At 52.0% G+C, this 14,669-nt stretch carries 8 protein-coding genes; all 8 read right to left on the reverse strand.

Going from position 1 to position 14,669, the window contains the following annotated elements; all coding sequences use genetic code 11:
• Nucleotides 1–4: 4 nt before the first annotated feature.
• The gene (locus M1L66_RS16895; protein WP_434687243.1) at nt 5–3,583 is read right to left on the reverse strand and encodes an ATP-binding protein; all 3,579 of its coding nucleotides are present in this window, start codon (nt 3,581–3,583) and stop codon (nt 5–7) included.
• A gap of 5 nt (nt 3,584–3,588) precedes the next feature.
• Nucleotides 3,589–7,173, reverse strand: a complete 3,585-nt coding sequence (locus tag M1L66_RS16900; RefSeq protein ID WP_187022016.1) for a response regulator — start codon at nt 7,171–7,173, stop codon at nt 3,589–3,591.
• A gap of 109 nt (nt 7,174–7,282) precedes the next feature.
• Nucleotides 7,283–8,104, reverse strand: coding sequence for a TIGR02452 family protein (locus M1L66_RS16905; RefSeq protein ID WP_434687245.1), 822 nt, complete (start codon nt 8,102–8,104; stop codon nt 7,283–7,285).
• A complete protein-coding gene (locus tag M1L66_RS16910) occupies nt 8,104–9,021 on the reverse strand; it encodes an NUDIX hydrolase (protein WP_187022014.1) in 918 nt (305 codons plus the stop codon). Before M1L66_RS16910 ends, M1L66_RS16905 begins: the two co-directional genes overlap by 1 nt.
• Nucleotides 9,018–9,596, reverse strand: a complete 579-nt coding sequence (locus M1L66_RS16915; protein WP_187022013.1) for an NADAR family protein — start codon at nt 9,594–9,596, stop codon at nt 9,018–9,020. The genes M1L66_RS16910 and M1L66_RS16915 overlap by 4 nt, the downstream gene beginning before the upstream one ends.
• 382 nt (nt 9,597–9,978) lie before the next feature.
• Nucleotides 9,979–10,857, reverse strand: coding sequence for a hypothetical protein (locus M1L66_RS16920; protein ID WP_434687248.1), 879 nt, complete (start codon nt 10,855–10,857; stop codon nt 9,979–9,981).
• A gap of 262 nt (nt 10,858–11,119) precedes the next feature.
• A complete protein-coding gene (locus M1L66_RS16925; protein WP_434687250.1) occupies nt 11,120–12,688 on the reverse strand; it encodes an LCP family protein in 1,569 nt (522 codons plus the stop codon).
• Nucleotides 12,689–12,785: 97 nt separating this feature from the next.
• Nucleotides 12,786–14,615 carry an NlpC/P60 family protein gene (locus M1L66_RS16930; protein ID WP_434687252.1) on the reverse strand — a complete coding sequence of 610 codons (1,830 nt, stop codon included), beginning with the start codon at nt 14,613–14,615 and terminating at the stop codon, nt 12,786–12,788.
• Nucleotides 14,616–14,669: the final 54 nt, after the last annotated feature.

The raw sequence follows: 14,669 nt of genomic DNA on the forward strand, positions 1-14,669 counted from the left end.
CTGCTCAAATAAAACGGTCTTTTGATTCTCTATCACTATCCTCTGCCTCCCAAACTGTCTTTTTCTTAAGTGTCCTCAAAAGGGTCTCCCGAAGCACTGCCATATCAACAGGCTTTGCCACGTGGGCGTTCATTCCCGCCGCCGCTGCAGCTTGTATGTCCTCGGCAAATGCATTGGCCGTCATCGCAATAATCGGAATGGCTGCCGCGTCCTCCCGCTCCATGCTGCGGATCGCTCTGGTCGCGTCATATCCGTTCATCCCCGGCATCTGGACATCCATCAGAACTGCGCTGTATGTATAGGGTTCCGACTCCATAAACGCGCGTACCGCCTGTTTTCCGTCGGTCGTTACCACAGTCCTGGCGCCGCTCATGGCGAGAAGCTCGCAGAGAATTTCCGCGTTAATCGCATTATCCTCGGCCACCAGAAAGAGGCAGCCGGCAAACGTATCACCGTCAGCAGGCGAAAATGCATTCCACCCGGCCGCCTCTGGCTCCGTCTTCCTTTCAGCCTCCGCCGCCGCGGCCTCATCCTCCGCGTCCAGGCAGTCGAATTCCAATTCTATTTTAAAACAGCTTCCTCTGCCCACCTGGCTTTCTGCCTGGATCCTGCCTCCCATCAGGTCAATCAGCCCCTTCGTAATGCTGAGCCCCAGGCCCGTTCCCTCGATGCGTTCCGTACTCTCATTGCGCATAAACGGTTCAAACATGCAGGCAAGAAACGTTTCCGACATGCCAACCCCCGTATCGCTGATTGTAAAGAGATAGCGGGCGCGGCCGGCCTCATTTGCCAAAGGCTCGACTGGAGAAATCTCTGTCAGCCGGAACTCCACGCTTCCGCCTACCGGCGTATACTTCACCGCATTTCCCAGAATATTGATCAGAATCTGATTTAACCGCAGGGAATCGCCGTAAAAATACTTATGTCTGACTTCTTCCATATGGACTGCAAACTGAAGCCCCGCCACCCTGGCCTGAGGCGCCATCATCGCAGACATCTGCGCCAGCAGCTCGTTTAAGGATATCTTCATGCGGTTCAGCGTAATCTGGGAACGTTCGATCTTATTCATATCCAGAATATCATTGATCAGGCTTAACAGATGCCTGGAGGAAATAGATATCTTCTGCAGGCAGTCCGCCACCCTTTCCCGGTCCCCTAAATGGGCGATCGCCAGAGCAGTCATGCCCATCACCGCATTCATGGGCGTGCGGATATCGTGGCTCATGGTGGAAAGGAAGTCGCTCTTTGCCCGGTTTGCCTCTTCCGCGAGGGCCAGAGCGTCTTCCAGCGCCTTCTTGGACTTCCTCTCGGCGGTCAGCGTATCCGTCACATCCGCCCTCACCAGTCCTACCGTCGAGTGATTGACATCGCTCCACATGACGGTGATCTGTTTATACCTCTCCCCCTCATCCGTATGGTACGAAAGAAGGAAATCGTATCCGTCCGGCTTCTCCCGAAGACCTTCCAGAATCGTATGGATGCGGAATCGGGCGCGGACCTCTGCCTCATTTTCCTCGGTGATGCATTGATCGATAAATCCCAGAATTGCCTCCTCATAGCATTCGGAATAGACGGGAGGAAGATTTTCCAGAACCGTCGCCCTAGTATACATAGTAAGGCTCCTGCTGGCCAGATTGATAAATCCGGCCAGTTCAAAGGTATAGGCGATCAGACGCAGCATTCCCTGCTGCTCCCTGACAGAATCCGTAATATCCGTTCTCGTAAGACAGATCCTTCCAAGACGGAGGTCGACCGGGGACAGAGTTATACTTTTTGTGCGGATATCCCCGTCTTGGTCCACAAGGGAGAAGGTGAAGGAATAAGGCCCTGACTGCAGTTTTTTTATCACATACTCCGGATTCATGTTGTGCTTATACCGCTCCCGGTCTCTCGGTGCCATAACGCCAGAGTTCTGCACCCAGGAGGTCCACTCCAAATAGCTTCCCTGGGGCGGCGGAACACATAAAATGCTGTCATTTTGCGTAAGTACCCGGTAATAGTCTGCCGTCAGGTTAATATCCACGACAAAGTCATAGCTGGCGGTGGTAAGCCGATGCAGAATCCGGTCGTTAATCGTCTGATCGGTGATATCGGTGATCGCAAGGATGCCGGTGACATCGCTGCTGTCCGGCGTATCCACCAGAGTCATCATAATCTGCACGTACCGGCCCGTCGCCTCTCCCGGAATCTGGACGAAGCACTCCATACACTGCTCAAAATCTTTTCGCCTAAACGCGGCAAGAGACGGCTCATTCAGATATATCCCATAGAATTTGCGTCTCTCTTCCTCATCAACTATCAGAGTGCCTATTCCGGTAAAGAACTCCTCCCGCACGCTTCCAAACAGTTTTAGCGGGTTCACTCCCGTATAATCGATGATTTCCAGAATTCTGTTCTGCGTAATGTTGCAGTGCCCCACGATCAGGGCGTTGGAATCCTGCGTATGGTAATGCTGAAGAATCACATCCTTGTACTGCTTCCGGATCAGCTCCTTCTCCTCCAGTTCCCCCGTCATATCCCGCAGAACCGAATAAATCCGCTTCTCCTCGCTGTCACGGTTCATGGTCAGGCTGTTCTTTATCCAGACATAACCGCCGCTGCCCTTTTTCAGGCGGTACACGATCTCACCGTTCCGGTCATTTCCCCCGACGTACGCCTCCATCTGCGCGTTCACCCGGACTCTGTCATCCGGATGGACACCGGCCAGGGCATCCGTCTCATACAGCTGCCACGCGTCCTCCAGCGTCATATCCGTCATGTCTGCAAAGCCCTCGGAGATAAATTCCGGCTTCAGCGTCCCGTCCTTCTCATAATGAACCACCACGATACCGCCCGGAAGATGCTTTAAAACCGTCTGGAAATACTGCTCCAGACGTTCCCGTTCTCTCCTGTTGGTTACTTCCTCAGTGACATCCCGGACGTATTTTACAATGGCCGTCCTTCCATTCCAGTCAATTTCGCGGAAATGGGTGCTGTAAAACCGCCCCGTCTCTCCCGTCTCCATGATATGAGACGTTCCATCCGGCTCATGGCTGGTAAGCGTACAGAACTCGCAGGGTGATGTTCTGCCGTACAGGGCGGCATAACACGTCCGCCCGACTCTGCCCCGCTCTTCCCCGCGAAACCGGCCTGATTCATTGGCATAGAGAAGCTCGTACGTCTCCCTGTCAATCACATAGATTCCGTCCGCCGTCTCATCCGCAATCTGCTGCAGCAGACGGTTCTCTGCGGACATGACTGTATACACAATACAAAATTTATCCTTGCCTGCTGCCCGCCGTCCATTCAGGCGAATCCACACAGAATCTCCGTTCTTCTGCCTGATCCTGCATGAAAGGTCCAATAATTTGCCGCTGTCATAAGCCGCACTTACCGCCTCCATCACCCGGTCCCTGTCCCAGTCGCAGATGAGGCCAAGCACATCCGGGAAAAAAGAGGGCACAAACTGTTTTCCGGCGACATGGTAGACCGAAAGACCGCCCTGAACCGCATCGAAAACATCCTGCATCGTTTCCTCGACGCAGGATGTCCGTTCAGGCTCCGGAGGAGCCGGCTGATTCATGGAGAGAGAGTCTTCACGCATCTGTGTCACTCCTCCTTTCCAAAGATAAAATCATACAGTGTCTGATACAGCCGTTCCGGCTCTATGGGCTTGGCCAGGTGAGCATTCATCCCCGCCGCCCGGCTCTTTTCGATATCGTCGTCAAAGGCATTGGCAGTCATGGCAATAATCGGAATATCCCTGGCATCCAGATTGCTCAAATGACGGATATTGACCGTGGCCGACAATCCGTCCATGATCGGCATCCGGATATCCATGAGTATGGCGTCATAATAGCCAGGCTCCGTTTTGCTGAATATCTCCAGCGCACGCAGTCCGTTTTCCGCCGTATCCACCTCGAAGCCCTGATCCGTGAGCAGAAGAGCCGCCACCTCGGTGTTGATCGCATTGTCTTCCACCAGAAGCACGCGTTTCCCGGAAAAATCGAAATTAAAGCCTGCGGTTACCTGTTCCTGCTCATCCTTCTCTCCCAGCGCCCTTGAAAATGCGGACACCAGGGAAGACTTGAACATGGGCTTGCTCATCAGTAGATTGACCCCGGCCAGCTTTGCCTCATGCTCGATGGAACTCCAGTCGTAGGCGGTCATGATAATGATCGTAACATCAGGCCCCACAATCTGCCTGATCTGTCTCGCCGTCTCAATTCCGTCCATCTCCGGCATCTTCCAGTCGATCAGGACCATATCGTAATAGGCGCCCCGGCCCCAGCATTCTCGGATTCTGTCCACGGCCTTGCGCCCGCTGTCCACCCATTCAGCCTTGATTCCCATCTCATGAAGCGTCACGACGGCGCTCTCACAGACAGCCACATCGTCATCCACGACCAGCGTCTTTAAGTGGGAGAAATTAAAATTCTGCTTCTTCTGGTTATGGCGCAGCTTCTCCTCCTCCGTAATCCCCAGTTTCACATCCACGGTAAACTCCGTGCCAATACCCTTGATGGAGCGCACCGTGATCTTGCCATCCATCATATCCACAATACTCTTGGAAATCGCCATCCCCAGGCCCGTGCCTCCGTATAAGGCGGTAGTGCCAATGGACTCCTGGGTAAACGGCTCAAAGATATGGGGCAGGAACTCCTCGCTCATACCGATGCCAGTATCGTTGATGATAAAGCGCAGGACGGCATCGTTCTTCATTCTGCTCCGCTGAGACGCGGAGAGGGTAACTTTCCCGCTTTCGCCGGTAAATTTGATCGCATTATTCAAAATATTGATCAGAACCTGCTGCAGCTTCATGGCGTCGCCAATGTAGTAATCGTCCAGAACCGGGTCCACAATGCACTCGTAGTCAACCTCCTTCGAGGCTGCCTGCGGAAAACAGATGGAATTGATTCCGCAGAGAAATTCTTCCATGGGAATTTTCTCGTTCTTCAGCAGCATCTTTCCGCTTTCGATCCGGCTCATGTCCAGAATATCATTGATCAGCGACAGCAGAAAGCGGGAGGAAATGCCGATTTTGGAGATACAGTCGGCTACCTGCTCGTCGTCCCCGATGGATTTGGCTGCAATGGTGCTCATGCCGATAATGGCGTTCATAGGCGTCCTGATCTCATGGCTCATCCTGGAAAGGAAATCGCTCTTGGCTGCATTAGCCTGCTCCGCGGCGGCCAGCGCAGCCGCCAGTTCCTCCTTCTGACGCTGTTCGCCCCGCACAATATCCGTCACATCGGTGCGCACGATGCAGATCCGCCCCAATTCTCTGCTGATATAGAACACTTTAAACCGCTTGACCCGCACATTGCCGTACTCATCCCGCATCTCCGCCACAAAGGAGTATGTGTTCTGATCCTTTAGCATCTCCTTCATATATTCGCTGTCCAATTGGCTTAAGTACTCCTTTTTCGCCGCGCTGTCCATAAACTGTTCCGCAATCTTGGTGATCTCTTTCTGGAATTCTCCCTGCCACGGAATCAGATTCTTCTCCGAACTGTTGAAAGAAACCTGCTGGTACGTATTCCGCCGGATATCGACATCCGTAATGCTGTCATAATCCAGCTCCGCAATTCTCTTGAGCAGGCGCTCCGTCAGCTTCTGCTCCGTAATATCCAGGACGTAAAAGAAAACGATAATATCGCCGGTCTCCGGGTTTAAGCAGGACTTGAAGTTCATGCTCCCCCAGAAGGTGCCGCCGTTATATCTGCACAGGAACTCATAATGATAATCCGACTTTCCGGCCGCATACTCTTCCAGCAGCTTCTCCCGCCTCAGCGCCCAGCGGAGTTCCTCTCCATATGCAGCGTCCACGGCACAGGAGGCCAGACTCTCAATCGTCTCATCGTAGGAAGTTCCCGTATGGGTCAGGATGATATCCGAGGTGGACAGGTAGCTCTCCACCCGGTTTTGCGTGACGTTCATACGTCCCTGGATGCTGCCGTCCGAGGATGACATCTCCGCGAAATAGGTCAGTTCCTTCTCGTACAGCTCCCTCATACGGTCCTGCAGAAGCTTTTCCTCCGTTATATCCACGAAAACGCAGTAAAAATACTGTTCACTTCCCTCTTCCTTCAGCAGCTGGGCCTTGATGGATATCCACTTCACCGTTCCGTCCTTACAGATCAGCCGGTTCTCGTTGTGGATCGTGTTGCCGTGGGTCAGCTGCCGGTTCAGCCGGTCCGCCATAATCTCCAGGTCATCAGGGTAAATGACGGGAGCCATGGTATTTCCCATAGCCGCGAATTCCTCTCTGGAATAGCCCAGGAATTCAAACAGACCGTCATTGGCGTCAATCACAGAAAACTCCGCGTCAAAACGGCACCGGAACACGGCGCCTGGAATGTTGTTATAAAGATTCAGGACCTCTTCCCTGGCCTGTTTCTGGGCGGTGACATCGACGCAGACCGACATGATCGCAGGTCTGCCGTCTTCCGCCGTCACCTCGCGGCCCTGGTCGTGAACCCAGATATAGGAGCCGTCGTGCTTCTTCATCCGGTACTCGGTCACATACTCCCCGGAGACCGCTATCTGATCGGCCACCTCGCGGTCCACCCGCTCCCGGTCCTCCGGATGCATGCAGTTGGTAATCATTCCGCCGATATCCCGAATAAAGGCCTCATCATTCTCATAGCCCAGATAATCCAGCATCCGCCGGTTGATAAAATAAAAAGGAAATCCTTCCTCTATGTATCCGCCCATCATGCCGCCCGGCAGAGAATCGTCCAGCAGCTTCTGACGCTGTTTTGCGATGTTCTCCATGACAAGCGTCTGCGGATAGTGTTCCTCGTCCCCCTGCTTGTCGCTGGGTTCTGCAAAATGAAGGCTCTTAACCAGCCACACACCGTGCTCCCTCATCAGAATGAAGAAACCGCGCAGCAGCCAGGAATACAAAGTGTTTTTAAGCGTCAGGCCAATGGAGAAATTCCAGAGATCCTCTCCAAGCCGCTGCTCGTGAACGATCGTGACTCCCACCGCGAACGGTTCCGGTATTTCCCGGATGTCCTGAGCAATATACTCAGTCATCTCTTTCTTACCATGGGCCGCTTCCCCCTCACCGGTACCGATAAACATGATGTCATCTGCGAAAAAAGCAATGGTCTCCTCCATACTTCGTCGTTCAAACCAGGCGCAGCAAAAAGCTTTCACACATTCCCTGGCTGTTATCTGTTCGTTCATCTTCCTTAACCCCTCCTGCAGGTGCCGTACCTGTCTGCTAAAGGCTCATAATTTTGGCCATTTGTACCAATTTTAGCATAGAACCCCATAATATGCAATTCATTGAGGCCTACCATTTTTCCTGAAATGCATTAAGACACGCCTTATTTTTACTTCTGTCCAGAACCGCAAATACGATCTGTTCGAAAACGCCTTTAAACTCTCCGCTCAGCAGCTCCTCCCACCATGAGGCGATTTTTACCGGATCGTTTCTGAAAACGCCGCATCCGTACGCTCCCAGAACCAGATTCTTCGCCCCTCTCTCTGCAAAAACAGCGAGAGCCAGCTTCATCCGGCGGCGCATTACGCGTTCCGCCGTGATGCAGTCTTCGCCCTTTAACAGGACCTGGCCCATATTGACGGCCGGCAGTGTCAGGACCGACGAAGTAAACGGTTTCTCCAGGAGCCGGAAGCCTCCGTCCCGGAAAAACACCACCTCCGGAGAATAGATAGCGTGGTCCGTATACATCATGGATGGGCACGCCCGGTTGTTTCTGTAATAATCCTCGTGGACGGTCAGCGTCCTGTAAAGCCCGCCGGAGGCAGCCAGGCTTTCCTCCTGGGCCATAGCCCCGTTTATGAAACCGCCGCCGGGATTCTTGGCGCTGGCAAAATTCAGGATGGCAATACTCTTCTTTCCCTCCAGAGATAACTTCCAGGCTGCCTCCACGGTGGAGATGTCTCCCACGGTGCAGCCACACTGCTCATCTCCTGTGCGGCTGCCTTCTTCATACGCCTCCAAAAGCTGTACCCCCTCCTCCGGGGTGATCAGGACGCTGTCCTTTACTGACTTTTCATGTGCTTCTTCAATGGAAATCCTCTGGTCTCCATACAGATAATACCCCTGTTCCAGGATCCGGAGCGTTTCCCGCGCCGTCGCTTTTCTGTCCATTATTCTTCCTCCAATTTTCTGCGGAACAGTCTGGAGGGACGGTGGCCCTCATTCTCCGTGAAGGAATCGGTTTCCTCCACCAGATGGGCGATCTTACGCCTAAACGCCGCCTTTAACAGCGTTTTCCCCAGGATGACCTCATACACCTGCTGCAGCTGGGTCAGTGTAAACTCCTCCGGCATCATATGGAGAGCGAGATCCGTATACTCCACCTTTCCCTTCAGCCGCTCCAGCGCATAGGCAATAATCTTCGCATGGTCGAAGGCCAGCCCGTCATTTTCCAGAATTCTGTATTCCGTAACTGTTTCGTGTTCTGTTTTTACAATCTTTTTTTCTATTATGGAACGCAGCACCACGTCCTCATGGCTTAATTGCAGTTCATACCGTTTTGTGCGTATCGTCTTCATACCGTCGTAGGTCATGTTCTTTCTGTACTCGATGTGTTCATCCATTAAATGGAAGGAAATCCGGAACCAGACCGCCTGATCCGCGTCGTCCCCAGCCCTTACCCGGACCTTGGAAGAGTCGATGAGCGCCATGTAGGAACAGCTCATAACCCATGTACGCGGGTCTCTCTCGGGATCGCTGAAGGTATAGAGCTGCTCCAGATAGACGTGGTCAACTCCTGTCTCCTCCTTCAGCTCCCGCTTAGCCGCCGCCTCTGTCGTTTCATCCGGCCGCACAAAGCCGCCGGGAAGCGCCCAGCAGCCCAGATAAGGGTGGACGCCTCTCTGAATCAGCAGCACTTCCAGCTCCTTTTCCGGAAGCTTCCTGTAATTCTCCTCCTCCGTCTCCAGGACGGTAAAGATAACCATGTCTGCCGCAACAGACGGCCGTACGTAATCGCCCGGTTCGTAACTGCTCAGATACTCCGCCTCTGTCAGCCCGTTCCGGTCACGCAGTTCCTTCTTCTTCATCCGTTTTCCCCCTCTTCCCTTTCCAGGAGAAGGTCGCGGACCTCCGTCAGGGCAAAGCCCAGGAAATTCGTCCCCCGCCACTTCACAGGACATTCCGCATCGGGATTACTTTTCCCCATACCGATGCCCCAGATCCGGTCTCTCGGACTCGCTTCCACCAGGATTCGCGATTTCGTGGTCTTCAAATAATCCCACAACTCCGGATTCTGGGAAAACTTCGCCAGATTCCCCCGCTTCACGATCTCATAGCAGGCGCCGTCCCACTTATCCTTATCGAAATTTCGGACGGCACGCCCGTACGCTTTCATCTCCTTCGGATGCTTTGCCTTAAGAATCATGGAGAGCATCTCCCCGTCACCAAACATCCTGGCCTTTTCCGCCATCATAAACTGCTCCGCACACGTATATTCCGTACCGTCAACTGCAAACCGGCACATCCACCACTGGCTGAAGCACGACTCGTTGATGCGTCCGTCCGCAGGCGGCGTGTGTCCCCAGAAAAATAGATATTTTAAATGATCGCCTCTGTTATAGGCCTTTCTTAAAGTTTCCAAATCGTAGATTCCGTTTCTCATGGCGTCCCCTTTCCCTGTCTTTCTTATTTTCTCTTAGTTATTATCATTTAGATATTATTACTTTGTTACTATCATACTTTGCACTAATCTTAACGCAGCCCCATCCATTTGTCAAGCACATTGTAAATGGCAGAAATATGAATTTTTCAGTCCATATTTCTGCCATACAGTTATATTTTTGCTATATAATTAGCGGTTTTGGTTACATTTTTAATAATTAATGTATTTTTAACATGACTTTTGTAACTTTTTGTGTTATACTACATTCAGCTCTTCTTTTACATGCCATTCATGGACACTCCCCAAATTCCAGAATGGCATATATTTTTGTCTAAAATCAGCCTGCTGCACAGTCTTCATTTTCTATTTCCCACTTACAATACTATGAAAAGCTGTAAAAATAGTGGTTTCCTTTGCTGTCGGTAAAGTAAATTCCTTCTGCCGGATCGCTGCCGTCCTCTCCCAATGCTTCCGCTCTCCGCGCGGAGGCCGTTGATAAATCCACTCCGGACATCTCCAGCTCCTTCTTAATCTGATCCCGTTCAGATAAGAAATCATAGAGGTATGGAGTTTCAACCGCGCGAATTTTTGACAGGCCGTCGCCGCTGTACGATATCACGATGTAACCACATCTGTCGTTGTCGGCTGAAAATGTACAGCAGTACAGCTCCCCCTGATCCTCATCTGAAACCTGGTCACGGTCTAAAACCGTATATTTCGTAAAGGTATCGTAATTCCACCTGGCGTTTTCCATGCCGCTTATCTCATCGAGCCATCCGTTTAACAGCAATTTTTTAAAGATGGATTTTTGCAGCATCTGATAAGCCCGTGAAGACTGCCCCTCATAATAAGAGTTGCTCAGCGCTGCCAGATTGGCTTCCAGGGTATCCTGCTCCGTGCTCTTTATAAAGCTTAAGCTGCCCTTTGCCTTCTTTCCGGTTACTTTGATCTTATATATCCCCTTCTTCTTGATCTCGATCTGAAATGCGCCTGTCGGTACGTCCTCGTTTTCATATACCGTTTCCCCGTCTTCACTCTGAACGGTTACCGACAGCTTTCCCGAATCACTCACGATATCGGCGTCGATCACGTCCCCCTGATCCATCTCAAAGTACTGGGAATCCGTGGTATTAAATATGCTGTACTTCATAATAAGCTGGCTTCCATTCCCCATTCTGCTGCCGCTGAACGACAGGCCGTTGCAGGCCATCAGCTGCAATGCCGCGAACATTATGCTCAGAATACAGATGATTTTCTTCATAATACCCTCCAATCCATTTTCATTCTCTTCTTTTTTATCGTACACCCGGAATCTAAAGATAAAGGAAGAGAAAGACTTAAGTTTTCTTAAAGTTTTCGTTTTTCATTTTCATAAAAAACAGCCGACAGGTCAACATAATATTTTTATGTCAACCTGTCGACTGTAATTCTATTTCATACCGCTATTTTCCAGTAACCGTTCAGACGGCGGGAAATTTGGTGCAGGAAGCAGCATCAAACTCGTTTGTAAGCAGCTTTATGCATCAGACCCCAGGTCCAACTTCTCCCGGGCCTCCCATAGAACCTCCTGCCGGACCTTTATCACCAGGCGGCGAGGGGGCTGGCGTCTCCGGGGCTTTCGTCGTCTCAGGCGCAGCTGGCTCAGAGGCCTTCGTCTCTGCCTTAGTTTCTTCCTTAGTTTCTTCCTTCGTCTCTTTCGTTCCCTTCGTCTCCTCCGGTTCTTTCGCCGCACCGTCAAGGCCGGCGCCCGGACCGATGAGGCTTCCGTCACCATTGGTCTCAGCCGCGGTGGTCTCCTCCTCCGTTGTCTCGGCTTCGGTCTCCTCCGTGGTTTCCATGGTCTCTTCCACGCTCGCCTCTGTCACGCTTTCCGTCTCAGGCGGAGCCGTCTCTTTGGGCGCAGAAGCTGCCCCCGAATTCTTTTTCGTAGAGCCGCCGCCTGTGGGAGCGTTCTTTCCCGGTTCGCTGATTCCGCTCTCCTCCGATATTCTCGCACTGATGGATTTCACCGTGGAAGACGGGGAGTAATTTTCAACATTGTACAGGAACTGATGAAGCTGAATGACGTTGCTCTCCAGTGTCGTCGCAATTACGCAGTCCATTTTCCCGATTCTCATGGTTGTCCTGGAAAATGGGAAACCGGCTGTCTCGCCTATATGGTACTTTGTAATCCCCTTGGCAATCGTGAATAAATCATCGATCCCAATGCTCGTTGATATCTGAGGGAATACCGTGGATACCAGTGTCTTTAACGTACCAAAATCAGCCTGTTTTGCCTTTTCCAGCGCGAGGGTCACAACCTTTCTCTGGCGTTCCGTTCTGTTAAAATCGGTATCCATCAGACGCAGTCTGGCATAGGCCACCGCCTGCACTCCGTCCAGATGATTCATTCCCGCGCTCTTCAGCTGGTAGGAGCCGATCCCAGTGGAATTAACTGTCTCAGTGATAAAACCGTTTATATAAGAAAATTCCGCATCTGTAATCTCAATATCCACGCCGCCCAGGATATTGATGGCCTCCGCCACCGCCTTCCAGTTAAATGTGGCGTAATCATCGATCTTTAAATCCAGGTTTTCGTTCAGCGCCTCTACTGCCTGCTTATGGCCGCCCTTAAAGTAGGCCTCATTGATCTTATGATACGTTCCTTCGCTGTTAATTTTTAAATATGTATCACGGAATACGGACACCAGCTTGATCTCCCCCGTGGCCTTGTCAATGTTGCAGATCATCTCAACGTCGGACAGCGCGCCTTTTTCCAGTTTTCCATCACGGGAATCCACACCGAATACTGCAATTGTCCAATATCCCTTCTGATTCGTTCCCTTTCCAAAAATCAAAAATGCGCTCACTGCCAATATGGCCAAAACGGCCAGTTCGATCATCAGCAGCCTTTTCTTCTTTTTCTTCTTGCGGATCCGTTCCTCCCGCAGTTTTTGGTGTACATCCGGGCGTCCCGAATATCCCCCTCCCCGGTTTCTACCGTCGCCGTTCTCATAATACGCACGGCCGCTTAAGTTGTCCACCTTTCTTTTTGCACTGCTGCTGCGCCTCTTCTGCGCACGCATACGGTCTAATTCATCCTCATAATCCATAACAGGTTATTCAGTCCTTTCCTGTGATTTACTTTGGCAAACCTTACTTATTCTACCAGAAACAATCTTACTGTTTCTTGCTTTTCTCTTACATTTCTCAGTCAATCAGCTTTCTATAATAAGGCCAGCTGGCCTGCATGGTGCTGACTGTCACATTATTTACGCTTCCGCTGGACTCGTGCACCACCTTCATCCGATCCTCCGATTCCCAGGACAGGAACATGACGACATGCCCCTCGTCGCCCAGCCTGACAATAATGTCTCCCGGTTTTAAGTCTTCTCTTGCCACAGCGGTGCCGCAGCCGGCCAGTCCGTCGGTGCTCTCCGCCTGAAGCCTCTTTCCCAGCGCCGACCAGTATACCCAGCTGATCCATCCCGAGCAGTCCAGTCCCTTCATCGTGCGGCCCTTCTCATCGGCATCCACCAGGGAGCCAAAATGATTCCCATCGTAATCCGGCGCCGACGGCTTTCCGCCCCAGTAGTACGGGACTTTTCCCACAGAAGACAGGGCGTAGCGGATCAGGCGCCTTCGTTCCAGAGAGGTATCCGCAGGAAGAAGGCTTAAGTAGTATTCCGTCTCAGACTGCGAAAGCGGATTCGAAATATAGGTGGACGAAACCGTCAGTCCATAGGCAGCCTTCCAGTCCTGGGCAGCCAGTTCCCGTACCGCGTTTTTATGTTCCTCGGTCCAGCCGGGAAAAGCAGCTTCCTGTTCGGCGGCTGCCACTCCCTCCGCTATAGAGAACAGCGATTTTTCCGATGAAGAGGCGCCTGTAACAGCCGCAGTAATATGAAGGTCCACATGCCCCGGACACTTCGCCAGCGGCATTTTCTCTTCCTTGTCCGTTTCCTCTTCCTTATCCGTTTCCTCTGCCGTTTCTGCCTCAGCGGCTTTAGATGCTTCCATCAGTGCGATTCCAGGGCCGATCTCCGCTTTGGTCTCCTGTTCCACGGCTTCAGCCGCTCCTTCCGCCATTCCACTCCCTGTCCCGTTGTCTTCTCCAATAGCCGTTGCCTCTGAAGCAGACGGCACTCCCGGCCCAATCTCCGCTGTTTCCGGCGTCGCCTGTGAATGATCTGAAGCGGAGGCAGCCGCAGTCCCGTCCGCTCCGCTCTGCGCCTCCTCAGAGCCTGTCAAACCGTCTCCTGATGCATTCTCCGGGTTCTCTCCCGAACCGGCGGTTCCTGCTGCCTCAGAGGCTTCCGTATCACCGGACGCCTCCTCCAGACAGCCGTCACAGTAATACACCTCTCCGATGGAATAATGAATCGAGTGAGACTTGTCCCAGAGATTCAGCACGTAATTCAGAAAGGCATCACTGTCCTCAGGGTCCGTGTAATAAAAGTATGTATTTGCCATGGCCATGATTTCCTTGATATTTGAATCAGCCATAATTCTGTTACCATTTTCATCAGTAAAGACCATGTCGATGCGCGACCACTCGGAGAGCAGCCAGCTGTCAGGATTGTCCTCTGTCTGCGATTCATCAAGCGGATTGCAGAGTCCCCGCACACGGTCTGCGGGAAGTCCCAGCTTTGCAGCAGCTTCTGCCGGCTTCCGGTTGGATAAATCATAGATGGAGGCCAGCCATTCCGAGTCTTTTACAGATAATTCACGGAGGATCTGCCCCGCCAGACTGTTCTGCGCATCCGTGCGGTCTGCGCCCTCCGGATAGAGATAAGCCAGATTCAGCGCAGCAAGAGAAGGCGAAAATACTTCTTCCGCCTCCGTCTCCGGCACAGTTTCCACCGGCTTTGTTTCCTCCGGCACGACAGGCGGTCTGGAGACCACAGGCCGCGCCGGTTTATTTTCTGGTATATCATAGGATGAAAGATAAGACTGGGCCCCCGCATGAATCGCGGTTCCCACAAGAGCCATAAAAATGGCGGATATAGTCTGGTTTCTGACGGTTCTGTTTCGTTTCATCGGTTTTCATCTTCCTGTTATCGTTTCTAAAGTAAGAATATACCATATTGCCCC

The organism is Hungatella sp. SB206 (assembly GCF_051132295.1).
GTDB lineage: Bacteria > Bacillota > Clostridia > Lachnospirales > Lachnospiraceae > Hungatella > Hungatella effluvii.

Coding starts and splice junctions, on each gene's coding strand:
- M1L66_RS16930 (WP_434687252.1), bottom strand. CDS start 14,615: ATGAAACGAAACAGAACCGTCAGAAACCAGACTATATCCGCCATTTTT.
- M1L66_RS16905 (WP_434687245.1), bottom strand. CDS start 8,104: ATGGACAGAAAAGCGACGGCGCGGGAAACGCTCCGGATCCTGGAACAG.
- M1L66_RS16915 (WP_187022013.1), bottom strand. CDS start 9,596: ATGAGAAACGGAATCTACGATTTGGAAACTTTAAGAAAGGCCTATAAC.
- M1L66_RS16920 (WP_434687248.1), bottom strand. CDS start 10,857: ATGAAGAAAATCATCTGTATTCTGAGCATAATGTTCGCGGCATTGCAG.
- M1L66_RS16900 (WP_187022016.1), bottom strand. CDS start 7,173: ATGAACGAACAGATAACAGCCAGGGAATGTGTGAAAGCTTTTTGCTGC.
- M1L66_RS16895 (WP_434687243.1), bottom strand. CDS start 3,583: ATGCGTGAAGACTCTCTCTCCATGAATCAGCCGGCTCCTCCGGAGCCT.
- M1L66_RS16925 (WP_434687250.1), bottom strand. CDS start 12,688: ATGGATTATGAGGATGAATTAGACCGTATGCGTGCGCAGAAGAGGCGC.
- M1L66_RS16910 (WP_187022014.1), bottom strand. CDS start 9,021: ATGAAGAAGAAGGAACTGCGTGACCGGAACGGGCTGACAGAGGCGGAG.